This window comes from Ruegeria sp. BB5, from assembly GCF_056539405.1.
In genome coordinates this window covers 110,070-135,041 of record NZ_JBQFUX010000011.1, presented here as the reverse complement: position 1 = coordinate 135,041, position 24,972 = coordinate 110,070, and the positions used below count along the sequence as shown (strand labels likewise).

The 24,972-nt window shown below is 52.6% G+C and carries 28 protein-coding genes, 1 tRNA gene and 1 pseudogene; 19 read left to right on the top strand and 11 right to left on the bottom strand.

Annotated elements, in window-relative coordinates; translation table 11 throughout:
- Positions 1 to 6: 6 nt before the first annotated feature.
- A complete protein-coding gene (locus ACR0DL_RS19590) occupies positions 7 to 864 on the bottom strand; it encodes a hypothetical protein (protein WP_174820553.1) in 858 nt (285 codons plus the stop codon).
- 159 nt (positions 865 to 1,023) lie between these two features.
- On the bottom strand, positions 1,024 to 1,905 hold the full coding sequence (locus ACR0DL_RS19585) for a cation diffusion facilitator family transporter (RefSeq protein ID WP_170351308.1): 882 nt from the start codon (positions 1,903 to 1,905) through the stop codon (positions 1,024 to 1,026).
- A gap of 234 nt (positions 1,906 to 2,139) precedes the next feature.
- On the opposite strand from ACR0DL_RS19585, the gene ACR0DL_RS19580 reads away from it, so the two are divergent.
- Positions 2,140 to 2,838 (top strand): hypothetical protein, encoded by a 699-nt coding sequence (locus ACR0DL_RS19580; protein WP_170351309.1) that lies wholly within the window; start codon positions 2,140 to 2,142, stop codon positions 2,836 to 2,838.
- A 463-nt stretch (positions 2,839 to 3,301) separates the two neighbouring features.
- Here the strand turns inward: ACR0DL_RS19580 and ACR0DL_RS19575 are convergent, their stop codons facing one another.
- Positions 3,302 to 3,883, bottom strand: coding sequence for a TetR/AcrR family transcriptional regulator (locus tag ACR0DL_RS19575; protein WP_170351310.1), 582 nt, complete (start codon positions 3,881 to 3,883; stop codon positions 3,302 to 3,304).
- 124 nt (positions 3,884 to 4,007) lie between these two features.
- Here ACR0DL_RS19575 and ACR0DL_RS19570 point away from each other — a divergent pair, with 124 nt between their 5' ends.
- The 7 genes from ACR0DL_RS19570 to ACR0DL_RS19540 all read left to right on the top strand — a co-directional run bounded on the left by ACR0DL_RS19570 (position 4,008) and on the right by ACR0DL_RS19540 (position 7,969).
- Entirely contained in the window at positions 4,008 to 4,598 is a 591-nt protein-coding gene (locus tag ACR0DL_RS19570; RefSeq protein ID WP_170351311.1) for a YceI family protein, read from the top strand.
- A 65-nt stretch (positions 4,599 to 4,663) separates the two neighbouring features.
- Positions 4,664 to 5,203 (top strand): luciferase domain-containing protein, encoded by a 540-nt coding sequence (locus ACR0DL_RS19565; RefSeq protein WP_226689770.1) that lies wholly within the window; start codon positions 4,664 to 4,666, stop codon positions 5,201 to 5,203.
- Between the two features lie 208 nt (positions 5,204 to 5,411).
- Positions 5,412 to 5,747: a hypothetical protein gene (locus ACR0DL_RS19560; RefSeq protein ID WP_425082158.1), complete on the top strand. Its 336-nt coding sequence runs from the start codon at positions 5,412 to 5,414 to the stop codon at positions 5,745 to 5,747.
- Positions 5,748 to 5,805: 58 nt separating this feature from the next.
- A complete protein-coding gene (locus ACR0DL_RS19555) occupies positions 5,806 to 6,273 on the top strand; it encodes a DUF411 domain-containing protein (protein WP_170351314.1) in 468 nt (155 codons plus the stop codon).
- Positions 6,273 to 6,737 carry a c-type cytochrome gene (locus tag ACR0DL_RS19550; protein ID WP_170351315.1) on the top strand — a complete coding sequence of 155 codons (465 nt, stop codon included), beginning with the start codon at positions 6,273 to 6,275 and terminating at the stop codon, positions 6,735 to 6,737. The genes ACR0DL_RS19555 and ACR0DL_RS19550 overlap by 1 nt, the downstream gene beginning before the upstream one ends.
- Before the next feature lie 12 nt (positions 6,738 to 6,749).
- Positions 6,750 to 7,094 carry a copper resistance CopC family protein gene (locus ACR0DL_RS19545; protein WP_226689772.1) on the top strand — a complete coding sequence of 115 codons (345 nt, stop codon included), beginning with the start codon at positions 6,750 to 6,752 and terminating at the stop codon, positions 7,092 to 7,094.
- Complete coding sequence (locus ACR0DL_RS19540; RefSeq protein ID WP_170351316.1) at positions 7,091 to 7,969, top strand: CopD family protein; 879 nt, start codon at positions 7,091 to 7,093, stop codon at positions 7,967 to 7,969. Before ACR0DL_RS19545 ends, ACR0DL_RS19540 begins: the two co-directional genes overlap by 4 nt.
- Positions 7,970 to 8,139: 170 nt before the next feature.
- Here ACR0DL_RS19540 and ACR0DL_RS19535 read toward each other — a convergent pair whose 3' ends face one another.
- Together ACR0DL_RS19535 and ACR0DL_RS19530 are read right to left on the bottom strand one after the other, a co-directional pair.
- Entirely contained in the window at positions 8,140 to 8,718 is a 579-nt protein-coding gene (locus tag ACR0DL_RS19535; RefSeq protein ID WP_170533625.1) for a hypothetical protein, read from the bottom strand.
- Between the two features lie 316 nt (positions 8,719 to 9,034).
- On the bottom strand, positions 9,035 to 9,979 hold the full coding sequence (locus ACR0DL_RS19530; RefSeq protein ID WP_425082159.1) for an aminotransferase class IV: 945 nt from the start codon (positions 9,977 to 9,979) through the stop codon (positions 9,035 to 9,037).
- A gap of 194 nt (positions 9,980 to 10,173) precedes the next feature.
- Between ACR0DL_RS19530 and ACR0DL_RS19525 the strand changes: the two genes are divergently transcribed.
- A protein-coding gene (locus tag ACR0DL_RS19525) for an IS3 family transposase (RefSeq protein WP_170351318.1) occupies positions 10,174 to 11,300 on the top strand; the annotation gives its coding sequence in 2 pieces (ribosomal slippage) (positions 10,174 to 10,435 and positions 10,435 to 11,300; 1,128 coding nt in all).
- Positions 11,301 to 11,363: 63 nt separating this feature from the next.
- Here ACR0DL_RS19525 and ACR0DL_RS19520 read toward each other — a convergent pair.
- The gene (locus tag ACR0DL_RS19520; protein ID WP_170351319.1) at positions 11,364 to 12,524 is read right to left on the bottom strand and encodes an abortive infection family protein; all 1,161 of its coding nucleotides are present in this window, start codon (positions 12,522 to 12,524) and stop codon (positions 11,364 to 11,366) included.
- 397 nt (positions 12,525 to 12,921) lie between these two features.
- Between ACR0DL_RS19520 and ACR0DL_RS19515 the strand changes: the two genes are divergently transcribed.
- The 3 genes from ACR0DL_RS19515 to ACR0DL_RS19505 all read left to right on the top strand — a co-directional run bounded on the left by ACR0DL_RS19515 (position 12,922) and on the right by ACR0DL_RS19505 (position 15,897).
- On the top strand, positions 12,922 to 13,125 hold the full coding sequence (locus ACR0DL_RS19515; RefSeq protein ID WP_170351320.1) for a hypothetical protein: 204 nt from the start codon (positions 12,922 to 12,924) through the stop codon (positions 13,123 to 13,125).
- Between the two features lie 232 nt (positions 13,126 to 13,357).
- Positions 13,358 to 13,498, top strand: coding sequence for a hypothetical protein (locus ACR0DL_RS19510; RefSeq protein ID WP_170351321.1), 141 nt, complete (start codon positions 13,358 to 13,360; stop codon positions 13,496 to 13,498).
- Positions 13,499 to 13,854: 356 nt separating this feature from the next.
- Entirely contained in the window at positions 13,855 to 15,897 is a 2,043-nt protein-coding gene (locus ACR0DL_RS19505; protein WP_170351322.1) for an ankyrin repeat domain-containing protein, read from the top strand.
- 34 nt (positions 15,898 to 15,931) lie between these two features.
- Here ACR0DL_RS19505 and ACR0DL_RS19500 read toward each other — a convergent pair.
- A pseudogene (locus ACR0DL_RS19500) lies at positions 15,932 to 16,624 on the bottom strand (integrase core domain-containing protein); the annotation flags it as partial.
- A 1,178-nt stretch (positions 16,625 to 17,802) separates the two neighbouring features.
- Here ACR0DL_RS19500 and ACR0DL_RS19495 point away from each other — a divergent pair.
- Entirely contained in the window at positions 17,803 to 19,365 is a 1,563-nt protein-coding gene (locus tag ACR0DL_RS19495) for a recombinase family protein (protein WP_368040063.1), read from the top strand.
- On the opposite strand, the gene ACR0DL_RS19490 is transcribed toward ACR0DL_RS19495, so the two are convergent.
- Positions 19,328 to 19,403, bottom strand: a tRNA-Thr gene (locus ACR0DL_RS19490). The two genes, ACR0DL_RS19495 and ACR0DL_RS19490, sit on opposite strands and share 38 nt — an antisense overlap.
- 182 nt (positions 19,404 to 19,585) lie before the next feature.
- On the opposite strand from ACR0DL_RS19490, the gene ACR0DL_RS19485 reads away from it, so the two are divergent.
- Complete coding sequence (locus ACR0DL_RS19485; RefSeq protein ID WP_480690840.1) at positions 19,586 to 20,455, top strand: hypothetical protein; 870 nt, start codon at positions 19,586 to 19,588, stop codon at positions 20,453 to 20,455.
- Between the two features lie 55 nt (positions 20,456 to 20,510).
- Here the strand turns inward: ACR0DL_RS19485 and ACR0DL_RS19480 are convergent, their stop codons facing one another.
- The gene (locus ACR0DL_RS19480) at positions 20,511 to 20,780 is read right to left on the bottom strand and encodes a DUF2312 domain-containing protein (protein WP_058282431.1); all 270 of its coding nucleotides are present in this window, start codon (positions 20,778 to 20,780) and stop codon (positions 20,511 to 20,513) included.
- A 161-nt stretch (positions 20,781 to 20,941) separates the two neighbouring features.
- Between ACR0DL_RS19480 and ACR0DL_RS19475 the strand changes: the two genes are divergently transcribed.
- Positions 20,942 to 21,160, top strand: coding sequence for a hypothetical protein (locus tag ACR0DL_RS19475; RefSeq protein WP_170351324.1), 219 nt, complete (start codon positions 20,942 to 20,944; stop codon positions 21,158 to 21,160).
- Between the two features lie 9 nt (positions 21,161 to 21,169).
- Here the strand turns inward: ACR0DL_RS19475 and ACR0DL_RS19470 are convergent, their stop codons facing one another.
- Positions 21,170 to 21,385, bottom strand: coding sequence for a hypothetical protein (locus tag ACR0DL_RS19470; RefSeq protein ID WP_170351325.1), 216 nt, complete (start codon positions 21,383 to 21,385; stop codon positions 21,170 to 21,172).
- Between the two features lie 244 nt (positions 21,386 to 21,629).
- On the opposite strand from ACR0DL_RS19470, the gene ACR0DL_RS19465 reads away from it, so the two are divergent.
- From ACR0DL_RS19465 to ACR0DL_RS19450, 4 genes are read left to right on the top strand one after another with little or no spacing between them, the layout of a single operon-like run.
- Positions 21,630 to 22,493, top strand: coding sequence for an MBL fold metallo-hydrolase (locus tag ACR0DL_RS19465; protein ID WP_480637319.1), 864 nt, complete (start codon positions 21,630 to 21,632; stop codon positions 22,491 to 22,493).
- A 32-nt stretch (positions 22,494 to 22,525) separates the two neighbouring features.
- Complete coding sequence (locus ACR0DL_RS19460; RefSeq protein ID WP_170379201.1) at positions 22,526 to 22,948, top strand: YeeE/YedE family protein; 423 nt, start codon at positions 22,526 to 22,528, stop codon at positions 22,946 to 22,948.
- Entirely contained in the window at positions 22,948 to 23,379 is a 432-nt protein-coding gene (locus tag ACR0DL_RS19455; protein ID WP_170398798.1) for a DUF6691 family protein, read from the top strand. Before ACR0DL_RS19460 ends, ACR0DL_RS19455 begins: the two co-directional genes overlap by 1 nt.
- Before the next feature lie 9 nt (positions 23,380 to 23,388).
- Positions 23,389 to 23,820, top strand: a complete 432-nt coding sequence (locus tag ACR0DL_RS19450; protein ID WP_170362573.1) for a protein tyrosine phosphatase family protein — start codon at positions 23,389 to 23,391, stop codon at positions 23,818 to 23,820.
- Between the two features lies 1 nt (position 23,821).
- Here ACR0DL_RS19450 and ACR0DL_RS19445 read toward each other — a convergent pair whose 3' ends face one another.
- Complete coding sequence (locus ACR0DL_RS19445; protein WP_480637321.1) at positions 23,822 to 24,928, bottom strand: FliM/FliN family flagellar motor C-terminal domain-containing protein; 1,107 nt, start codon at positions 24,926 to 24,928, stop codon at positions 23,822 to 23,824.
- Positions 24,929 to 24,972 lie beyond the last annotated feature (44 nt).

Here is a 24,972-nt window from a genome sequence, read left to right as displayed (position 1 = left end):
TGCTGTTCAGTTGGCAACCGACTGCAACCTCCTGCGATCAGAGGCCGTTGCGTTTCTTTCAACAACAGTTCGGTTGTACGGGTCTTTCAACTCGTAGCGCCCAAACTCGATCTCCTCTTTCCAACCATTGGCATAGTTCACTTCGATGTTGTTGCCCTGGCGTTCGATTTTCGTGGGCCGACTTCCAGCAGCGCCGCTTTGCCCTGAAGAGCGCACGTTGCCGATTGAGATGCCATTTGCCAAAGACCGGAGCCTTGAGACGTCAGCACCAGTCGCGGGGCGCTCCTCAACAGTTCGGTTCTGAGCATTCTTTCTTTCATACCGCCCGTTTTCGATCTCCTCCTTGGTTCCGTCGGCGTAACGCACTTCAATGCCGTTAGCGTTTGTTTCGATCTTTGTTATCCCAGCCGAGCCCGACGGCTTGCCCCCTGTTTGAGACCGATCCTTCTTTCCGCTGCCTTTGTTGGAGCGTTTGGAGGCATCATCATCATCATCATCATCGTCATCGTCGTCGCGACCACTTTTTCCTGATCCCGAATTGTCGTCACGATCATCATCTCGGTCGTCGTCGCGATCATCGTCCCTATCGTCATCACGATCATCGTCCCGGTCACCACCACGGCCGCTATTACCTGACCCCGAGTTGTCGTCGCGGTCATCATCTCTGTCGTCGTTACGATCATCATCCCGATCATCGTCGCGACCATCCCCGTCTTTCCCCTTGCCGCTCTTGGCAAAGGCATAGGACGGTTCAAAATGTAGGCGACCATCGGCATCAAACGCTGGCACATAAGGCGTAGCCGCAATCAACGAAGCCAACGCTGCTGTACTAAGAAGTTGACCCAGCTTTCTTTGAATTTTCATGTTCGCCTCCATTTCTAAGCGTCACGCTTCGTGACGTTGGAGACAGGTTACTTCTGGTTCGGCTTTCCCACATCGGGCTTAGGTCTGACGAATTTCAAGCCGAACGTCTTAGTCAGATCAGTCAAACCAATAGAGTTTTTGCTGAGCCATTTGACCAGTTTAGTGGGAATTAACCCCGTCACCCTTCAACTCGTCATCAGGTTCGAGGTGAATGACAAAGACGGAACCCGGATACAAACGATCCAATTCTTCCTCGATGTCATTGCATATATCATGCGCCGCGCTGACTGGCATTGTGCCGTCCACAACAAGATGAAACTCCACGAAGATGACATTCGCGGATCTGCGCCCTTTGAGGTCGTGGTACTCTAAGGCTGCGCCGAGATTTGCTTCGATTGCGTTAGAAATAGCCCGCAAGTCATGGTCTGAAAGGCTCACATCCATCAGGCCATCGATGGATGCCCGAATAACTTTCCATCCCTCCCACAAGATGTTCAGTGCAACAAGAATTGCCAGAATCGGGTCGAGGATCAGCCAGCCGGTGACAAGTGCAAGTATCAGACCTGCTATGACACCAACTGAAGTCATGACATCCGTAAAAATGTGCCGGGCGCTTGCCTCCAATGCAGGCGAACCCTCGCGCCGGCCGATTTTGAGCAATAGGTAGGCCCATGCGCCATTCACACCTGTTGCAATGACATTGACGGCAATTCCAAGCAGCGGCGCATCCTCAAGATGCGGGTTAGGGAGCGCCAGCACAGCTTCTCTGATGATCAGGAAAGCTGCCAGCACAATCAGTACGCCCTCGGCGACGGCGGAAAGATACTCAGCTTTTTTGTGACCAAATGGGTGGTTTTCGTCAGGAGGCTTGTTTGCAACGCGAACTGCGAAATACGCCAGCAGCGCCGCAACGACGTTCACGGTTGATTCCATTGCGTCTGACAACAACGCCACCGAGCCCGTCAGCCACCAGGCCAGCAGTTTCAGAGCCAGTACCGCAATGGAAATCGGAATGGACCAAAGAGCAAATTTTTGTGTCATTCGGTCACGAGCCTCAGTCAATCGTTACAAGAGATCCTAGGAACAGATGAGCTATCGTGCTTAACACGTAAGACAGGATTAGGATAAAGATGAACAGGGCCGTAGGGTCGGTCATGCTCGACCGGCTGTCGTGAATGGCGCTGGCACCACAGCGTCATACATCTGTTACTCGGATGGACCCGATTGTTACATACGGCTAGCATCAGTGATCACACAGCACGAAGAGAGACACACATGTCGAAGTTCACCAAACGAAAAACTGCCCACGGGGTTGTTGCACTCCTAATCTGCTGTATCGCGGCGACCGCACAGGCGCAATCGGCAGGCGAGGAGATGTCGTTCTTCATCACTAGTGTGGGCAAGGGCGACGGTGCCAACTTAGGTGGCCTCGAAGGCGCCGATGCTCATTGCAATGCGCTTGCCTCCGCGACCGGTTCTTCCAAGACTTTCGCGGCCTATCTGAGCACCTCAATGTCCATTGATCGCAGCACCGACCCGATGACAATCACCAATGGCATTTCTGCACGCGACCGGATCGGATCAGGCCCCTGGTACAATGCCAATGGAGAGCTCATCGCCAACAATGTTGAAGAACTGCACCGCGACAGCGTGAACATTAGTCTACAGACAGCGCTCGACGAAAACGGTAACCCCGTCAATGGGCGTGGTAGCCAGCCGAACAAACATGACATTCTGACCGGCTCCGATTCCGCAGGTTACTTCTCTACGGCAGGCGGTGACACAACATGCAGTAACTGGACTTCGAACAGCGAGGATGGATCTGCGATTGTCGGGCATCATGACCGTATCGGTCTCAACGATGCCCGAAACATGGTGTCCTGGAACTCATCGCACGGCTCGCGCGGTTGCGGAGAGGAACATCTGCCACGTTCAGGCGGGGCAGGTCTGTTTTATTGCTTCGCAACGGACTAATCGGGCAGCATTGGTACGCGTGACGCCCGCATTGAACCTGACATTACCAAGTCAGTCTGGGGGATCGCGTTTTGGAAGCGGTTTTTGGGCGGAAATAGTCTAAATGCCGCTTCGTTGCGAGTTTACTAAATTGCAATGCTTGGGTGAGAAGGTTCAGTTTGGGCTGCTTCAAGTCACTTATGTGCAAGTCAGAGAAAGGCGCATCCGAGGAGGATACTGGACATTGCATTGTTTGGCCGGTTCCCGAAAGTCGACATTGCCGTGGGCGACACTGAACCCAAAGGTATTCATGTTGCATTGTGAATTAGCGGCAGCGACAAATCAGAGTGCAGTCGTCAACGTTGTGAGGAGCGCATCGAATTGACCCTGCGACGTGCTGATGTCAAGCGGCGAACGTAGCCATACTGCGATCTTGGAAACTGTTATGTTTATTGGCCGCTTTGTTTGCAATTTCAGGCGGTTCTCACCGTCCAGAATTGGTTTTCGCAAAACTGCAAAGCAGATCGACATGTCGATCCAACCAATCTTCGTCCAGGGCCTCGTGACGTATGAGCTTGCGAAAATAAGGTGCAGCGACTGCTAGTTCTATGAGCTGGTCAACCGGAACGTCGGCGGTGATCTCACCGCGGCCGATTGCGGCTGCAAATACTGCTTCTACACTTGCGAACCTGTCTTTCATGAATTCAGTTATCACTAACCGCGCCTCTTCGTCGGTGGACGCAGCAGCGACCACTTGAGGCGCGATCTGGCCCCATGGTGTGTCATTTAAGGCTCCCATCAGTACTCCGAGTAACCAGCGCAGATCAGATCGTAGCGGGCCATGGGTTTTGGGCGGTATGTTCGGCGGGGTTGCTATGCGCCTGAATGCTGCATCACGCAGACTGCGCGCATCTGGCCAGTGCCTGTAAAGTGTGCTGCGCGAAATGCCCGTTGCCTTTGAAACCGCGCCATGAGTTACGTGCAGCACGCCCTCATCCATCAGTATCCTTTGCGCCGCATCAAGTGCGGCCTGTCGTGTGGCGATCAGCCTGGGATCTTCTTTCAATCGCCCCTCCTATAGAACATATTGTTGCATAGCAGAACATTTTGTACTAAAAGTATGGCCGGCTAAAAACTAAAGCTCAATACTCAATTCCGCGAACACGTCTTGTCAAAATGGGAGCGTATCAATGTTCAAAGTGGCAGCAACCCCGCTGGCGGTACTCTTATCGATTGGTGCGACAACCGCGCTGTCCGAGAGTGGCACTTACGAGCTGGATCCTGGACACAGCCAGGTCTTGTTCAGCTACAACCACATCGGGTTCTCAGAAACGTTTGGAATGTTCTCAGGTTTTAGCGGCGAGATAGAGTTCAATGAAGATGATCCGTCTGCGTCATCTGTCACAGTGTCTATGCCTGTAAAATCCATGATCACCGGCTGGGACGCCCGTCTGCAACACTTCATGTCCGATGACTTTTTCAGCGCGAGTGACGATGACGTGGTCACCTTCGCCTCAACCAGCATTGAAGTGACCGGGGACAATACCGCGAATATTTCTGGCGACCTGACCATGAATGGCATCACCAAACCTGTGGTTCTGGAAACAACGCTTAACAAGTCAGCGCCATACCCGTTTGGCCAAAAAGAGGGCACGCCGACCTTGGGTCTGGCAGCCACGGCGACTATCGTGCGGTCTGAGTTCGGACTTGGGGCCTTTGCACCTGCGGTGAGCGACGAAATAGAGCTCTTGATCAATATCGAAGCGCTAAAAGCTGAATGATGTGTGCAGGGGCACCGATACGGCGCTGAGCACTCAATCTTTAATTTTGGCGGATGGTCAAAGCGATGAATGTCTACCTGAGAACATTGGCGGTTGCTGTAACGGTGGTGGCATTGATGTGCCCGATGGTATCCGCACAAGAGCGCTCCTTGCCAGAGCGCACCTCGCCCCGTCCGGAAACGACAAGCGGCGTACCGCATACTCAGATTGGTGTCAAAATTGATGCCGAATTGGCCCAGCTATTGCTGGAGCGTGTTGCGCAATTCCCGGGGGTCACACTAGGCCCCACACGCATATCACTACCTGGCGCGATTGGTTTTCAACTTGATCCCGACATGTTGTTGTCTCACCCGAACTCTATCGTTGGTGGGTTTGAGTTTGCGCACATGCATCCTGATGGCAGCTTGCACGCTTCGCTAGACCCCGCAATGGCGCGACGGGCAGTTGAGGCGGGTTGGGCCGTAGCGCACCCGTGGGCCAATCAACGTCCTGGGTGGAGCGGCTTTGTTATGATCTATACACCGACGACACCCGAAGAGTTGGATGTCGTCATCGATCTGGTTGAAAGCTCGTACACCTTCATCACCGGCAACACCTTGGGCTAAACGCCTACCTGCTGACATTGCCGTTGCCAACTAATGCGCAAGTCAGTCAATAATCAGTCTTACCGGAATTTCAGGTGATCTGTGTTCCACTGTTCCGGACGGGCATGATCCAGAGATGTGGCGCACCCATAATGAGTGCAACTAGGATGTATATGGCGACCCATCCTCGCAACTTGTCAAAACCACATACCCCCAGTAGGTATTTGGTATGTTTCGCCTGGTCCTGTCGATATTTCTAGTTGTTGCATTCTCTGGCGCATCCGCAGCGTCCGCGAAGCATGGCTTGACCCATGGATCGGATCATTCTGGTCATCATGCTCAAATGGCGGGCGACGATCCGTTGGCTGATGCCGAAAAAGTTGCTGCGGATTGTTGCGACACCAGTAGCGGCATGGGTTCAACATCCTGTTTTGGTGATTTTGTCGCCACGGCGGGGATTTCGCCGATTGCTCCATTGGTGATCTCAGTGGGTGGTGTGACGCACGCTGGTTCCGATTATTCGAGCCTCGCACTGGGTGTCCCCACCGGTCCTCCGAAAGCCTGAATGGCTACGGGCGCTCGCCCGCAATCCGTTCAAATTTCACTTCAAAGGACCGACAGACATGATCACACGTCGTTACTTCACAGCACTGTCTGCAACTGCTCTCATCGCGACCGCTCTTCCCGTTCGTGCAGGCACCCCAATGCACGTGCTCAGCTCACCAGGTTGCGGATGTTGTCACGCATGGGCCGACTTGGCTCGCGCACGTGGCTACGCCGTTACCGTTGAGGAACTGACCGACCCCGAGGCACAGAAGTCAGCGCGGGGTATCCCGTTGAACCTCGCATCCTGTCACACCATAGAAGCCGATGGTTATGTCTTTGAAGGCCATGTGCCGTTTGAAGCACTGGAAGCCGTGTTGAAGGATCGGCCTGACATCACAGGGCTTGCTGTTCCCGGCATGCCAGTGGGGTCCCCTGGTATGGGCGACGATCCGTCCGCCCGCTATGATGTCATTGCATTTGGGGGAAAGGCTGGAACCGGAACGGTGTACTACCGCGCGGGCACCGCGCAGCCGTTCGACACCTGATGGCTGGGCGCACAACATTATTGGTCACCGGCGGGCTTACGCTCGCCGGTTTCACCGTAGCATTCGTTCTGGCCCAGCCCACCAAAGCGGTCGGTCTATTGACACCGGATGACGCTGAACTGGTCGCCATTGGCCAAATAATTTACGCGGAACAATGTGCTGCCTGCCACGGAGCACGCCTGGAAGGACAGCCAAACTGGCGGATACGCGGCGAGGATGGTTTGCTACCGGCACCTCCGCATGACGCCACAGGGCATACGTGGCACCACGATGATGAAACGCTTTTCACCCTGACCAAATTTGGCCTGGCCGGGCTGATAGAGAATGCGCCCGCAACTGGTATGCCGGTCTATGAAGGTGTGCTCAGCGATGACGAAATCATTGCGGTGCTATCCTTTATCAAATCAACCTGGCCCGATGACCTTCGTGAGTATCATGACGAACTGAATGCCCAGTCCGAATAGGAAACAACTCAGATGATCAAACAAACTCTTTTCGGTTTGGCCGTTGCAATGGCTCCGATGCTTGCGGCTGCGCATTCAAAGTCTGAAGCAACGACACCGGCTGACGGCGCGACTGTCACGAACGCGCCGGAGATTTCCATGCGGTTCGATGATCCGATGCGCATCATTTCGATTACGCTGACCTCCTCAGATGGCGACGTCGAAATTGAACGCGAGACAGGTATGGACCCCGCCACAGAATTCCGGGCCATGCCGTTGGAAGAGCTTGCACCGGGAAGCTACCGCTTCGACTGGCGAGGTATGGCGTCAGACGGTCACCCGATGCAGGGCAGCTTCTCTTTCACGGTCGCTGAGTGACCGGACTGGCCCCCATTGACGGTGTTGTCGTCTTGGCCATTTTGGCGAAAGCACTTGGCTACGGCGCGGCGCTGCTGGCGATGGGCAGCATCCTGTTCACCGTTCTCTTTGCCACGCGCGCCGAGGCGTCCGTTTTGCGCCTTGCACGTCACCTCTCGGTCGGTGCGGCGCTTCTCGGTCTCGCCGTTCTGGCTCTACGTTTCGGCATCAGAGCGGCGCGGATATCCGGAATGGGCTTTGAGGGCGCGACGGACCCAATGATGCTTGGCATTGTCTGGGACAGCCCGCTTGGCACCGCTGCGATTTGGCGAGGGGTGGGCGAACTCGCGATATTGGCAATCCTGCTCCCCCGCGTAGGGCAGTGGGTCGCTTTGGCGGGCAGCCTTGCCATAGCGATTTCCTTTGCTCAGGTGGGACACTCGCTTGGAGAGCCCAGGGCGCCTCTCGCAGTCTTACTGGTTCTTCATCTTCTGGCAGTCGCCTTTTGGGTTGGCGCTCTTCTGCCCCTGCACAAAGCGGCGCTCACTCCCACTGGGGCCGATCTACTGCACCATTTTGGCAATGTCGCTGCTTACGGAGTTGCCGTCCTGATTGTTGCTGGCGCAGCACTCGCATGGCTGCTTTCGGGCTCTGTGGTCGCCTTGTTCGGAACGGCCTATGGATTGGTACTTTTGGCCAAGGTCGTTATCGTTTCTGCCCTTCTTGGCCTGGCGGCGCTGAACAAGCTGAGATTTGTTCCGGCTCTCAGGGCTGAGAAGCGTGGCGCGGAAATTGCTCTCCGGCGGTCGATTTCAATGGAGATGTTGGCTGTTGTCCTGATCCTGTTTGCAACGGCGATGCTAACCAGTGTGACGACACCTCCTATCAATCTCTGACGGCCTATGGTCCGAAGCAGGAGCTGAAAATACTTGTTACGAATGTCCGCTTGGGGCTGCCTGCGGCTTGTTGCAGTAGCTATATGGCTAGAGGTGGGAGAGTGAGTTTATTGGTTGATGCTCCCTGCGTTTCTTAAGATATGGGCTTCCCAGGCGTGCAGCTCACACGCTCAGCGTAGCCGCGTGGCACCCAATACCTGTGGGGCAACGAACGACACGACAATTTCTGCCATTACACCCATCTTAGCAACACTAGCTTTGTCGAACTCGACGTTTGGCATCGGACAGGCCAGCTGAGGATTTCCCTGCGGCATCTCGTCCATCAGAAACCGCATTTTGGCAGTCTGTCTCGGGTTGATATGCTTGAGCTTCACAGTGCATTCTTCAGCATCGGTTCTTTCGATGTCCCACAGAGACAGATATCCAGGTGGGAGATCAATAAAATGTCCAGGGATCAAGTAAGTGGAGCCTGGGAGTTGCACGACAACTTCTGCGTCCTCGACTGCGCTATGGCCGGAATTTGTAATTTCTAACGTCATCAATGTGGGCTCAGGAAGTTCCTCACCGCGATATAGTACTTTGAGATCTAGCGATAGATCAGGGTCGTCGTTTTTGACGAGCCTTTCGATGTCATAAGAGTAAGTTAGTTTTTTCATTGCAAACTGTCTCTTCGCCAGTTTCCAAGTCACAAACACTCCCAGAAGTGTTGCGACCACACCGGCCAATGCAATGTATTCAGCGTGTTCCAAATTGCTCTCCAAAAAAGAAATTTCCGCGGCGCATCCTGACACCGCTCACTTGGCACGGCATATCTGAACTGATGAAACCAAGCTAGTCTTCCCAAACAACTAGGTACGGGACGGTAAATGATGCACATCTATTGGTTGCCGAATACTAGTTCGGGGGGCTTCCGCGCAGCTGCTACCCGAGACTCGAATGTCCGCTTAGGGCTGAGACCGGTCACAGAAAAGCTCTGTTTTGGTCCGCTATTTTGGCGTGTCTTGCCGGGGTCCGTCTTGCAGAAAAGCTTCCGTTTCTCCGAGCCAACCAGACACCGACTGAAGGCTATTTGTCATCCAAGTATCTGACAAACATCCTTTTGTTCTCTTCCTTGTGCAGTTCCCAATAACTCATGGTAATCTGACTTGTGATTTGGCCGGGAGATCCAGCACCGATATTTCGTCCATTTACTTTGGTCACTGGCATGATCCCACCGGCGGTTGAAGATATAAAGACTTCGTCTGCAACTAGGAGTTGGTCTTGGGGTATGTCGACGGCTGAGCAGTCGATATCCAGGTTCGTGCAAATGTCGAAGACCGTCTGACGAGTGACCCCGAGAAGCACACCGAACTTCGGTGTTAGAACTTTTCCGTCGATGACGGCAAAAATATTGAATCCGGGCCCTTCAGATACGTTACCATTTGTATCGACAAGGATCGCAGTGTCAGCACCGCGGTCGTAAGCCTCGTAGAGGCCTTTGACCAGATCCAACCAATGATAGTTCTTCACGGTCGGATCGACTGACTTTGGAGAAATGCGGACTAAGGATGATATTGCTGCATTTAGTCCATGTTTCATCTGCTCTGGATTGGCCACCGATCCAAACGGTATTGCGAATGCAATGAACTGGTTGACCGCATCACGTGGATCCCGACTGAATGTCGGAGACATACCGCGTGTGCAAATGTACTCGACGTAGGAGTTCTTTAACCCTGACAGTGCGACGCAGTTGTGCAGTATCTCGATGACCTGTTCTCGGTCATACTCAATCGACATATGCAGCTTTTCCAAACCTGCAAAGAACCGATCAAGGTGATTTTCGAGTCGAAAGAAAGCTCCGTTCCAAACATGGACGACATCATACGTCGCGTCAGAATGAAGTAGCCCATAGTCCAGCACCGAAATCTTGGCTTCCGAAATCGGCAAATACTGTCCGTCCAGGAAAGCCACACCAGGAGGATATGTTTTAGGGTCTGAGTAATGCTCGGAGAGGTAAGGTAGTACATTCATAATGTGAAAGCTACCGGAGTACGGACTGCAATCGCAATGTCTGTTTTGGGCTTCCTTCGGTCGCTTGTCCGGGGCGCAGAGATTGGCAGCGGAGTGCTCGTTGTACCAACGTGCCTTCGCCCTGCGAACGTCTGGTCTTGAGCCTCCCCAACTGAACTGGTCCACCGTTATGTTTAGGAAACGGAGGGCCACGAATGGCAAATAAGAGACCGAAGCCTGAAGAGATTGTCTCGAAGTTACGGCAGGTTGAAGTTCTGATGGGGCAAGGCATGTCCCGTCTTGACGCGATCAGACAGATCGGAGTTGTCGAACAAACCTATTACCGCTGGCGGAGGAAGTACGGTGGAATGGGTGTTGATCAATTGAAGGAACTGAAACGGCTTCAGAAAGAGAACGAGCGGCTGAGACGCGCAGTTTCAGATCTGACGCTGGACAAACTGATCCTGACGGAAGCCACAAAGGGAAACTACTGAGCCCCGCTCGTCGTCGTGCTTGTATTAACCATGTACGCAACCAGCTGAACGTTTCCGAGAGACGCGCCTGCCGCGTGCTGGGGCAACACCGGTCCACGCAACGGCGCGTCCCACAAGGTCGCGCAGACGAAGACCGACTGGTGGCCGACATGATCGAGTTGACCCGACAGTACGGCCGATATGGCTATCGCAGGATCGCAGCGCTGCTGAGAGAGGCTGGATGGTCTGTTAGCGACGGGCGGGTTGAACGCCTGTGGCGACGAGAGGGGCTGAAAGTGCCAGTGAAACAACCGAAGAAAGGACGGCTCTGGCTGAACGATGGGTCGTGTGTTCGGCTGAGGCCGGAGTATCGCAATCATGTATGGAGCTATGACTTCGTTCATTGTCGAACCGACGATGGCAAAGCCTTTCGGACGCTGAACATCCTTGATGAGCACAGCCGGGAGTGCCTGACGATTAGAGTGAAGCGCAAGCTGAACTCAACGGACGTGATTGATGCTCTAACGGATCTGTTCATCCTGCGTGGCGCGCCCGGTTTCATTCGTTCAGACAATGGGCCGGAATTTGTTGCCCTGGCCGTCAGGGATTGGATGGCTGCTGTCGGGGCCAAGACAGCCTACATCGAACCTGGAAGCCCTTGGGAGAACGGATATTGTGAAAGCTTCAATGGCAGGTTCAGAGACGAGCTGCTCAACGGCGAAATCTTCTACAGCCTGCGCGAAGCACAAATCTTGATCGAACAATGGAGGAGACACTACAACACAAAACGTCCCCACAGTGCACTGGGCTACCGCCCGCCAGCGCCCGAAACCATCATCTCAATGGATCACAGGCCAATGATGCACTAACAATCAACTTGGACCAGTCAGATGAGGCTGCTCAGCCAAACCTGCCAACCAGTATCTGTGTTTCTACTTTTCAGCTTGCCTCGCGTTCCAAGTGGAAACAAGAAACGTGGCCATAGTACCTGACAAGTTGACGGCCAACTCTGCGTGTCTAGCCGCTGGTTTGATGCGCTTCGGTCCAATACTATGAGCATCTCCCAGCTTGTTTCTGAGCGCACCGAGTGCCGTCACAACCGATTGTGACCCACTCAAAATCTGTTTGAATACTTGTTCCGTGTAATCATCAGGGGCCAACCTTAGCGTCTTGGAGAGTTTTTTGTATAGAACTGGAAGATCATCTTTTTCTTCCCAGCTTTCACCTGCCTCGTGCAAGATCCACTTGCAAACGTCTTCCATTAGAGTTCGGGCCAATGTGATTGCGCGTTCAGCGTCTTTTGACCTGCTGTCGAGTGCACTTTGCCATCTTTCGCCAATTTGATCCGGGTTAAAGGTGCTCAGGGTCGCCGTGATCTCAATATCAGCCGGATTTCCTTCTGGCAGCGGGTTTACCTCGAAAATCGGTGATCCTGAGATTCTTCCGGCTTCAGACAGCGTGTACCCATCATGGCGCAGCAAATCGTCGACCTTCCCAGATAGTATCCTCTGGCGTTCCTCACTTTGATATTCGGCAGAGGTGAGCTGTTCGATAAAGCTAAACAACAAACGGGTGGAGCAAGTCAGCAGCCCAAGAGCTTCCAAGTACTCCTGTTGAGTCAGATCATCGTTTCGAATTGTGTGTTGGATTAAGTATTCTTCGAGTGTGCGATTATCATTTCGATGGGGTGCGGACATGTTTTCCAGTGGAAAGACAGCCGCCACAAACGTAAAATCATCAACTTCACTCACCAGTGGGCCCACGGTCAGCAGTTTGACTAATCTTCGGCGCGTGATGCTAGTAATCTCGGGCCGTTCCAGATCCGCGATCTTATCAACCAACTCAAGGAGGTTGAAAGCGTCGATCTCTTGAAGAAGCGAACGAGCCATTTTTACGAGTGGTTCGACCTCAACTGCTGCCAACCTGCTGGACGCATACTTGTACTTACTCTGAAACGCTTCTTCTTCGCTTCCTTCGGCCAAACCCAATCGTGCGCAGACACCCGGCACTTCATAGGCCTTATAATCTGATATCGCGGATGCTAACTCATCCCTCAAACTTTGTATCAGTTTTGTCGGAATTGCTCTGCTCATCGTATATCTTTGCTGAAACCAAACTCGCATAAACGTGCTACAATCTGTCACTGATACCCAGCATTAACGCAACGGCTTTCATATGTCTGATTTGACGAAGCAGCACAGCAGAGATGGCCACCAAACTTTGCAAAGTCCGCTTGCTGCGCATCGCAGACCTTTGAGTGCGAAGAAGCATTTTGAACTTAGGGCTCAAGGCTGTCACCTATCGAAGTTTCACGACTGGTCGATGTTCGGATGCAGCGGGTAGCAGGCTGACGAAAGCGCAATCACTCTATAATCGCAACTTATGTTAAATCCCAATCAGTCTCTGGATCGGGGCAAAATCCGCAATTCTTATACCTGAGATTAATTTCGACCTGCAATGGTTGCCCGGTATTCTAGATGAGGATTTGACATGAAAAAACTTGCAACCATCGACCTGCCCAGGACAAGCGGCAACGCCTTTGAAGTGCTGGCACGCTGCCAGACCGCAGCCGAAAAAGCCGGAGCCGAACAAGCCAGAGTTCGGGCCTTCCTCGAGGACGCCGTCCAGGGTGACTTTGAGCACTTGTTGCGTGTGGTGAATACCCATTTCGAAGTCTCTAGCGCAGGGTCTTGATTACACAGGGCAAAGACGAGCAGACCGCGTGTCGCAGTGTCAGTGATACTGTATGAGAGATTTGGCGGCTTCACTGAGTAGTATGCGTAAAAGGGGTTACTGAGCCCGTTGGACGCGCAACCTCAACCCGACCTTCCCTAAAAATGAAGATTGGTGTCCCGAGTATGTCTCTCGATTTGTTTCTTGGTGCTTGCCAAATATTGGCCATCTACAACGCAACAAGGAAGACGTTATGAGAAAATCAAAACCAATGACTGCAAAAGCTGCTGCGCGAGTACAGAGTGCCTCCGCGAAAAGCAACGGTGGCAAAGTGAGTAAAGGCAGCTTTCCGGCCCGTGCCCAGGCTGCTGCGGCAAAGCAGACAAAAAAATAATATCATCGAGGTGATGAGGCTTTCATCACCTCCCCCCAAATCTCACACATGAAGTACTGTAAAAACAGAGATATAGACAAAATGATCCGTCAAGAAGTAAAAGCAGGAGCACGCTTTGCAATTGGTCGAAAGCACGGCAAATTGCGGTTAGCGAATGGCGGAATTTTGGTCGTAGCAAGATCCCCAAGCTGCCGGAGAGCTTACCTGAACACGCGCATGCAGCTAGAGAATCTAAAACGAATAGCCTCCCAATGAAGCCAATCCCACAACCCGGCGAAATCTTAGAGTTTATACTTCGTAATTTCACGCACGTTGACGGTGAGAACAACTCTGCTCTCGACAAGAAACTTCAACGAATGGCTGATCTACAGGGTTTTCTTTCTGAAGAAATCCGCGAACTCTCACTTAAAAAGCTTTCGAGTTTGTTGAAGTCCTGCCCCGATTCTACTGGGATTCTAGAAACTCTGGTCAACTATAAGGACCACTACTTTTTTGCCGTCCGAGAACTCGAGTGCGGATCTCGTGGTGCTATTGAAGTTAGAAGCGTCTTTGACAGCTACGCTGTTTCTTTGTTTGTCGAACTCCTGACGCCGCTTTCGCAGAAACTCGGTTTCAAGGTTGAAGATGTTATTGGTCATCCGGCGGAAGGTGTCTCCGTTGTATGGAGTGCACGTCTTCAGGGTAAAACCATCCGGGCGCTATCTGCTGACCTACAAAAAAAAATTCCGATAGAGGCGCGCAGTTGGGAAACTGAGATCGGTCGATGGTCGCGTAAGTCCGGCATGAGCGTTTCGAAGATCTTAGCAATCCAGAGCAAATATGACTTTGATCTCGGTTTTGCTTTGGCACTTGCGAATGCATACAGAAACTATTGCTGTCTCGAAATGGTAGATACTTCTCGGCACACTTCGCGTTACGAGAAGTCGGTCGAGACGGTCCTTGAAGAAATAAAACTCCAAAACTCTATTTCGCATGAGCAATTTCGAGAAGCCCGTTGTAAAAACTTATTGGAGCTCTCGGAGCTCACAGCCCCTAGTAGAGAGAAGGTGGCTGGAGATGTAGCAAGGGCCGAAGCTTGTATCGAGCTGCTTAAGGAAGAGCTTTGCGATAGCTTCAGTCTGGCTAACCTTTCTTTGATGGAAGGGATGCACTTGGCACAGCTTGGAGATCGCAAGGCCGCGCTGAAGTGTTTTGATGAAGCGGGCGCAGCGTTCAGCTACCATAGTGCCGCCGGATTTGAATGCGCAATGACCTACTTGTTCGCCACTTCAGCCGCCATCAACGAAAAGCAAATTCGCAACCGCTGGACTGCGCGTTGTGAAACAATCGGACTAGAGGTAATGCCTCAGGAGACGGATACTTCTTTCAAGTCTTTGTTTCCAAATTCTTATCCTGAAGCACTTGGTTGCCTGCCAATAAAGACATCGAAAGTCGGGTTTCCCGCAGCAGCTAAATGGAAAGGCCGGACACCAGATTTATCTAACCCGGGCAGGAGACTTAGGGATTGGGGCGATGGACCCGTGAGCCAGCTTCATATTTACACATTCCTCCTCGACAGGGAAAATATCCAAGCACTTTTGAAGAAGGGAGCTGATCCAGGCGACCTCGATAAGCGGGAAAGGTCACCTTTGTTTTTTGCGATTAAGCGAGGTGACAAAGATGTCTTTTACGAACTAATCGACGCCACAAAGAAGGCTACAATCGATACGAAGGCAAAAAATGGCGAGACATGCTTGCATGAAGCAATAAAGGAGCGCCACTCGGGTTTTGTTGAATCTTTGCTTTCTAAAGGTGCAGATTTCGAAATTGAAGGGCCGCAAGGAGGTTCGCCTTTATTTGCAGCAGCAAATAACTTCCGGTCGCCACAAAGGTTGTTGGAAGACTTCCTTGATCCTCACCAACGTGCTCAAAAGGTGTCCATTTGGGGTGACCGGCATTGGCAGACACCATCTCCATTCAGGCATAGGCATGCAGAAGCGTGGGAGAGTTTTATCAACAAAAACCCTCGGATCGTGCCGCAAATGGATGAGTATTTTCAGAAGCAACAGAGCGAACTTGTAAACTGTAAAGAGATCGTTTTGTCCCTTCTAGACGCAGGGGCAGACATCACCACAAAAGTCTCTTGCGACGGAATGACTCCGTTTCTTTTTGCGGCTGAAATAGGAGATCCCTGGCTTTTTCGCACACTGATAGAATACGGAGCAAACGTGAGAGACAAACTTGACGACGGAACAACTGCACTAACGCAGCTCTACACGCACAATCACAACGAGTTGGCAAAGTGGTTCCTTCTCGAGGTATCCGCCGAAGATCGGCTCTGGTTTCGAGAGGCAACGCGAGTTGTAAGCACTGGAGCGAAGCTGGAGCTTGGTTTGAAACGGCTTACCGAAGAACAATGAGATGTAAAACTTCAGACTTGATCTGACGGACACCTCAGCGAACAGGGCTGAGAATGGGTTGTTGGCCGTCCGATTGATCGGAACCCCTGATTGTCTTGTCCACGGCGATGTGTAGCGTTTCTCGGAAGGTCTGCATAGGTGTTTTGCCGTAGCAGTATCTTCCCGAATGTGGCCGCTGTTCGTTGTATTTGGCCAGCCAAATATCCAGATCGGTCTGCAACTCCTCCACCGAGCGGTAGAGCTTTTTGCGGAAGGCAATGTCGTAGAACTCATCCTTGATGGTCCTGTGGAAGCGCTCGCAGATGCCGTTGGTCTGTGGGCTGTTTGCTTTGGTCCTGGAATGATCCACATCCACGACCGCCAGATAAAGCTGGTAGGCGTGGTTTTCGACCTTGCCGCAATACTCGGTGCCCCGGTCGGTCAGGATGCGCAGCAGGTTGATGCCTTGTTCGGCGAAGAACGGGATCACCCGGTCATTCAGCAGGTCTGCGGCGGAGATCGCCGTCTTCTCGGTATAGAGCTTGCAGATCGCCACGCGGGCAAAGGTATCGACAAAGGTCTGCTGGTAGATGCGCCCCACGCCTTTCATCGTGCCCACATAGTAGGTGTCTTGGCTGCCAAGATAACCGGGATGGTGGCTCTCGATCTCGCCATGCGCCTCCCTCTGCTGCTTGGCCTTCTCCAGCGCCGCCATCTGTTCCTCGGTCAGCAGGATGCCGTCCTGGGCAGCACCGCTTACTATCAAGCGAACCGTTAGGGAGTGGTTTTTCGAGGAATACGAGAAAGCAACCGTCCGCGGCATGGAGATACCCTGCCCTGATTTCTTCGACATCCGGTGGACTGGCAATGATGGACTCATCACGCAGCATGAGGACACGCCCACGGCAGGCATCCTGGCATCGAGGCTGCGAGCGAAGCTCCAAGCCAACGTCATTCAGATCGAGAAGTTCATTGTTCGGTGGCAGTTGTGACTATCGTCAGTGTTGTTTTCTGCGATCTATCTATCATGGCTGAACGAGGCCAGTTTGCCTCCGCTGGCCATCCCTGGAGATGCCTGCGACCGTAGTGTTCAAAACTGATCCCACTTCATGAGCGGCATGGCGCTACCTGTACTTCCATTCGGGAAACCCCAAACTCAGGAATTTTCTCCTAAGTTGAGAAGACTTGGGACTCAAGTCAATTGCTAACAGGTAGGCCCGAAAATCGCGACAGCACTCCTGACTGATTCGCTTTTTTTTCTCGTAGAATTTTGAGTTTGACTGGCTACCATTTTCCCAATGGCAAATGGAATTCCACACCAAAATACTTACCAAGACTTCAAGGCAATATTCGTATTTTTAGATCTAATGGGTGCCAAATTTATTCTTGCCAACATGAATAGATGAGTCCGATAGGAGATTTTGAAAGAATAGACCTCACAGAATTTTAGCAGCAGGAATTCAAGGATAAATGAACTGGTCTAGAATTAGTGACGCTACTCCACCGAGCTTGTTTTTTCATTACCCTTGACGAATTGAGTTTCATTTGAGGCAATAGGGAAGTCAGTTAATGTAATAAATGGTTTGTGAAATGATCCGATCAAAAAAGGAAAAGAAAGATAAGCCAAGCATCTCGTGGAAGTCGACCAAGGGAGCCAGCACAGTCGGCGCAATTTCAAATGGTTGGGGCGCGGTATGTTCAGACGTAGACGCGTTGGCTACGCGAACAAGTTCTCTATGTGTGACGGCGAAATTTAATGAGAATTTCGAAAAATATTGCACCGAGCTCAACTGGGTAGCGGGTCAAAGGAGAATTGGAAGATCACATTTATGGGCCTCATGGCAAATCGTGCTCGCTATTGCGAATATTAGTGAATGAAATATCAAAAATAGCGGAATTACATCGAATAAAAAGGGAGAATTAAAAATGAGCAACCTTGACACAAAGATCGCGGCAGTAATTTATGTCAGAGTTTCGAGTTCCAAGCAAATTAAGGAAGGCGATGGGTTAGAATCGCAGCTAACCATATGCCGCGAGTTTGCACTTAAAAACAACTTAGATGTCGAAAAAGAATTTAGAGATATAGCGTCGGGTCGATTGGATAAAAGAAAAGGCATGAGCAGTCTGCTTAGTTATCTAAAACGATCTAAAGGGCATACGAAAGCCGTCATCATTGATGACGTCTCTCGGCTTGCCCGAGGTATGAAGGCATACTTGCGAATAAAGGAGGAAATCGAAAGCGCGGGCGGTAAATTGGTAAGCCCTCGACTTCGCTTTGGCGAAAGCGCCGATGAAATCCTGTTTGAGATGATGCAAGCAGTGTTCTCTCAGCACTTTAGCCAAAAAAATGCAGAGACAAACAAGAGCCGCACTCGTGGTCGAATGTTGAACGGATATTATGCTTTCAGCCGCTTGCCGGTTGGCTACCTGTATGTTCGTTCGGACAATCAAGGGCGAAAAAAGGTTGTAAGGGACGAGCCCGTGGCATCCATTCTATCAGAGATGTTATCAGGGTTTGCCGCTGGTCGCTTCGAAACTGTGGGAGAATCCAAATCGTTCCTTGAGAATGATCCTACATTCATGCGCTATATCGGAAAAAGCAAACTTACTTACTCATACGTCTCAGCGATATTGCGGCGCCCGTTATATGCAGGGCGCTACAGCAACCTCAAGTGGAACATCCCACTCACCAAAGGAAAGCATTCTCCACTGATCTCATATGAGGAACATCAGAAAATTCTGAAGCGTTTGGATGGAAAGGTGGTGGCTCGTGTCAGGCAAGATGTCAGCGAGGATTTTCCTCTCCGTGGATTCGTCCTTTGTGAAGCTTGCGGGAACTTCATGACCTCGAATTGGTCAGGAGGAAGATCAAAGCACTATCCTTACTACATTTGCCGAAAACACGGATGCAGCAGGGCCGGAAAGTCAATTCGAAGAGAGCAGCTTGAAGGTGAGTTCGAATCTTTGTTGCGCCAGATTCAACCCGAGCCTGGTTTCGTGAAGGTCTTTTCCCAAATGCTGCGAGATGCGTGGGAGCTTCGGAGGCTCAAGGATAAACAGTCACGTAAGGAGCGCAGAAAGCGAATCTCTCAGATAAACAGTGAAATCGAAAAGACGACTGACAAGTACGTAGACACTGAGTTGGAAGTTGTGTCTTCGGCCCTGGAGAGAAAGCTAGAAAAACTACACAATGAAAAGGCCCATGAGGAGCACAAATTAAGAGAATTCGACCAAAACAGCCCAGACTTCTCAGATGCGTTCGAACCGGCAATGCGGATTCTCTCAAGCCCTTTTGATATATGGAAAAAGTCAACGCTCGAATGGCGAAAATCTATGCTTCGAATGATCTTTGCCGCTCCAGCGGTCTACAGCCATAAACAAGGGTTTCGAACCGTGAATCTGACTTTACCTTTCAGAGCGTTAGCGGATTGCAACGCTTCTGCGTCTGGTTTGGTGCCCCCACACGGACTCGAACCGCGGACCTACTGATTACAAATCAGTTGCTCTACCAGCTGAGCTATAGGGGCACTGAGTGTCGATTACTTTCTCTTGTTGGAGACTGCAAGCCCATATTTTTATCTTAACTTAGTGAATGTCGGATTTCTTGGCAACGCGAAGAAACAACCGGGCAGAATGGTGTGGATTTGACTGTTTCGACCGCAGGCTGTAACCCGACTAGAAGAGTTGAAAGCAAGGACAAGAACCGAAAATGAAGGTTGCTATCCACGCGGGCGCGGCTTTTACAGATGAAGGCCGCGTGCTGAACTCGTTGAAGAAAAACTCAGGCATCCTGAAAAATAACGGGGTCAAGATTTTTGGCGCGCGACGATACAACTGGACCTTCAATCCCATTTTTGAAAAGTTGGGAACTGAGGCCGTCGACTTATCCCAAAACCTCAATAGCATTCTGCCAAACGATTCACATACCCTGCGGGCGATCTTTTCCAGTGGAAGATTCGCGGGTGAACCGGCTGATGCCTTGCAGGAAGGGCAGTTGTATCCTTTAGCCGGTCGCAGAATGGCGCTGTTGGAGCAAGCCTTTGATGAACACCAACTTGAATTGTTCATAGGGCTCAGAAATCCGGGCAGCTTTATCCCCAAACTCCTGATGTCGCTGCCCGAAGGTGAGCGTGCCGAAATTGTTCGAAACACTGACCTGAGCTGCCTTAGCTGGATCGGCATGATCGAAGACATTCAGGACCTCGCCCCCAGCGTTCAAATCACATTGTGGAGCAATGAGGACACCCCGTTTATCTGGGGGGACATTATACGGTCTTTAACTGGCTTGGACGACAGTACGACGCTGGTGGATGAATATGACCTGTTGGCGACTTTGCTGGATGAAGCCGGACAAACCAAATTGCTGGCCCTGAGCAACCAAATTGAGCCGCAAGACAGGTCAGCCCTGCATGAACAGTTGGCTCAGATTTTTGAAGAGCACGCGCTGCCTGAGAAAATTGAGGAAGAGTTGGACATGCCCGGCTGGTCCACCGAGATCGTGGACGCGTTTTCCGAACTGTACGAACAGGATCTTGAACGGCTTGGTGCCGTACCGGGCGTGCGTGTTCTAAAACCCTGATCGTGAATGTGAGGGACCCGCATGACAAGAATCGTCAGACGGACCCAGCCCTGTTTCAGCTCATGCCCAGCGCTTCCTTGTACATCTCAAGCACCGCCTCTTCTTCGGCAATATCGTCCTTGTCGCGCTTGCGCAGCGCGATTACTTTGCGCATGACCTTGGTGTCGTATCCACGGGCTTTGGCCTCCGCCATCACCTCTTTTTGCTGTTCCGCAAGGTCTTTCTTTTCTGCGTCCAGGCGTTCAAAGCGTTCGATGAACTGGCGCAGCTCACCCGCGGTAACACGATAATTCGCAGTGGCCTGATCTTCGGTCATGTCATCCATAAATGTCTCTCCCAGAGGTGGATATCTGATGCTGTGACAGCGGGCTCTACGCCGGATACATTGCTGCCGCACGGGCCGCAAGCACCCAATCCTGCCGGGCTTGTGTGAGCAGTGGCTATCCGCTAAGCGCTGGTGGAATTGACAAGCAAATGTGGGGAACCATGTTCGAATTCATCACCTGGGGCGGTGCCGCCCTGTCGCTTGCCGGGCTCTGCGGCCTGGTTTGGTGTATCCTGCGTGTGATGAAGGCGCGCAAGTCTGGCCTGTCGGACGAGGAACTGCGCGCTGTTGTTCAAGGTGTATTGCCGTGGAACCTGGCATCACTGTTTTTGTCGGTTCTTGGCCTGATGGTGGTGATCGTCGGGATTTCTTTTGGCTGAGCGTTGAATTCAAACGGGCAGATTATCAAAGCGCGCTTCCATCGCATCTTCGCACAGGGCTGCATCCAAACGACGTAGGCGCGACGGGACATGCATTCCCTGCTGGCGCATCCGTTGAATCACTTTGGCCACACTTGGTTGCAATGCCAGACGTGTATCAAGGCACGCTCCGCTGAGCTTTTCTTCAAGTTGTTCGGCTTCTGAGTATAAATTGACTGACGACATTTCTATCCTCCCAAATGTCTTCATTTAGTCTGATATATGTGACCGTTTTAAGACCCGTATAGATTGCCACACAATCGCGCGGAAAACCGCCTGTTCGTCGAGCTATTTTTGCGACCGGGGGCGATTTGATTAATTTTTACTCGAAACGAGGCTACCCTGCTTTGACCCGCATCAAATCACGCAGTGTTGATTACAATATATTCCGTAATTAATATATGAATTACCGACATAGGCGGAGGACCACATGACACCAAAAGTAAAAGCGTTTTTCGACCCCGAGACCTTTACGGTTTCCTACTTGGCGCAAGAGCCCGAAGGGCTTGCATGCGCGATTATCGACAGCGTTCTGGATTTTGACCACGCCTCTGGCCGGACGGGTACGCACGCAGCCGATAAGATCATCGAGTACGTGCGGGCGAACAACCTGCGGGTTGAATGGATTCTGGAAAGCCATGTGCACGCCGACCACTTATCCGCTGCCCCCTATCTGCAGGAAAAGCTGGGCGGCAAGATCGGGATCGGGGATCAGATCGTTACAATTCAGGAAACCTTCGGTAAAATTTTCAACGAAGGGACGGAGTTTCAGCGGGACGGCAGTCAGTTCGACGCCCTGTTCCGCGAAGGCGACAGCTTTCACGTTGGTCAGATGCGCGGCGATGTTCTGCATACGCCCGGCCACACTCCGGCCTGCCTGACCTATGTGATTGGCGATGCCGCGTTTGTCGGCGACACTCTGTTCATGCCCGATTTCGGCACGGCGCGCTGTGATTTTCCAGGTGGGTCATCCGCAACGCTATACGAATCGATCCAAAAAATTCTGGCACTACCGGATCAGACGCGCGTCTTTGTGGGGCATGATTACATGGCGCCGGGGCGCGACGAATATGCTTGGGAAACAACCGTGGGAGAGCAAAAGGCGCTGAACGTCCATATTGGTCAAGGACGCTCTGTCGAAGAGTTCGTTGAAATGCGCGACGCCCGTGATGCAACGCTGCCCATGCCCCGCCTGATTCTGCCGTCGCTGCAGGTGAATATGCGTGCAGGGCAGATGCCACCTGCCGATGAAGATGGCGACGTTTACCTGAAACTGCCACTGAACAAACTCTGAAACATTGGCGGCTGTCACGCAAAGGACAAACAATGCAACCTGAATGGATATGGGGCCTTGGCGGAGGTCTTCTAATTGGGCTGAGTGCTGCCCTTTATTTACTGGGCAATGGGCGCATCATGGGGGCCAGTGGCATTCTGGGCGGACTGGTCGACGGCAGTGATCGATCACTTGAACGGCTGGCTTTTCTTGCGGGATTGATCGGAGTGCCCTTGTTGCTGCGACCCCTGCTCTTGCCCGCGGCCCAAACTCATCTGACCGGGAACATCACCCTCGTGATTATCGCCGGTCTATTGGTGGGCTTGGGCACACGCATCGCCAATGGGTGTACATCGGGGCACGGCGTTTGCGGAATATCCCGATTTTCCCTGCGGGGCATTGTCGCCACAATCGTCTACATCATGGCTGGGATCGCAACGGTCGCTCTGCTGCGCCATGTCTGGGGGCTGATCTGATGCGCGTAGTCATTTCATTTCTTGCAGGATCGTTGTTCGGAATCGGCCTGCTGATCTCTGGTATGACCGACACAACCAAAGTGCAGGGCTGGTTGGATATGTTCGGACAATGGGATCCAACGCTCGCCTTTGTGATGGCTGGGGCGATCCTTCCCATGCTTGTCGCATGGCGGTTGACGTCCAACCGCCGCCCACTGACCGGAGGGAGGTTTCCGCAAAAAGCCGCACCCGAATTGGACCGCCAGTTGATCTTTGGCTCTGTTCTGTTTGGCATGGGTTGGGGATTGGTTGGGCTGTGCCCCGGACCGGCCCTTGCCTCGCTTGGCTATGGGGGAGTTGGCGGAATTGTGTTCCTGATCGCCATGATTGTGGGCATGGTTGCGGCCCCTACCCTTGGTGCGCAACTGGACAGAGCCGCCAACGCGGCCTAAGCAATTGCCATGGAGATTCGCCCGATTACCCCCCGCTATGCCGTCTCGCCGCAAATTTCGGTCGAGGACGTCCCAGCCATCGCCGATGCCGGTTTTGTCAAAGTGATTTGCAACCGGCCCAATGTCGAGGTTCCTGCGGACATGCAATCAGACGCCATCGGCGACGCGGTGCGTGCGGCGGGTATGGAATACGAGGTTCTGGAACTGACCCACCAGACCATGACCCCTGAAAATGTGGCCCTGCAACGCGAGTTGGCCGAAAGCTGCGGCGGACCGGTTCTGGCCTATTGCGCCTCGGGCACGCGGTGTTCGGTAGTGTGGGCATTGGGGCAGTGCGATCGGATGAGTGCGGACGACATCCTGAACGCGACTACCAAAGCGGGTTACACGCTGGACAACCTGCGCCCGATCCTTGAACAGATCCGCGGCGACACTGAGTAAACTAGCTAGAATTATTGGGATCAGTTGTGGGCGTCGACAACCCGGCCAGCTGCGAAATTTCGGCAACCATTTGATCTGAGTCGGCAAAATTCAGGTTCGTTTCCAAATCCTCCGGTGCGATTGAATCGAACGGCACAGGCATCTGCGACATCTCTGGTTGTGCGGGCATGTCCGGTTCCTGATGAGATGCCACAGGCGACCGGGCCTCCAGAAACTCCTCCGCTTCAGATTGGGTCAACGCCGTAAGCGGTGCGCATTCGTTCAGGCGCACGGCGCGCATCCCGCCACATTGCCCCAAACGGCCAACGGCAGCGGGCGCGCGGTCGATCGTCAAGACCTGCGCCCGATCCAGCCGTGATCCCGTCAACGGCAGCACATCCCCAACGGCAAGGTCAGACAGCGACGCCAGCGGCAAGGTCATTCGGCAGATCACCGCGTTTAACTCTGCCCGCAAAACACCCGAAGCCTGTTCAAGGTTTGGACCTGTGTCCTCTTGCCTGACCTCCCCCTCCTGCTCTGCCGGATAATCGGGCAGAAAGACAGAAATTTGGCCCTGCCGCAGGCCACCGCCAAGTTCCACGGTAAGGTCAAACACCCGATACGTATCTTCAACCATCGCCAGCGACAATGTGCGCAAATCTGCCAAACGCGTGGAAAATTCATACCCCAACAAACTGGATTGATCCAAGGGCGCATCCACCAGTTCCACAGACCGTGCCAAGACCTGCTCGACCAACGGGGCAACCATCGCACCATCCGTGTGCGTGAAGGCACGTGGCGCAGGATCATCCGCCATTACCTCACCAATCGTTTGCACTTGAACGATGGCTGAAACAGCGCCCAGATCCATGCAGACAGCGGCAGAGATTCCTTCGCTGTTCATAAACTGCAGCATCAACCAATCTTCCCCAACCGGCCCCGCCAGCATGTCCGGCGTACGGTTGGATTGTTTGGCCCCTATGACAACAAGCGGGAGTTGCAAATTGTCCCCGGCCGAGCGGGCAAAAGCCAGCCGCAGCGCCCGCAAGATCGAGCGTGGCTTATTGCCCTGCTCTTCCCGTCCCGCTGAAAGCTTGCGCGCCAATGCTGCGCTGACCGTTTGCGACATTCCCGAATCCGCTGTGTTTTTCCGCGTCTGACACCCTGTCTAAA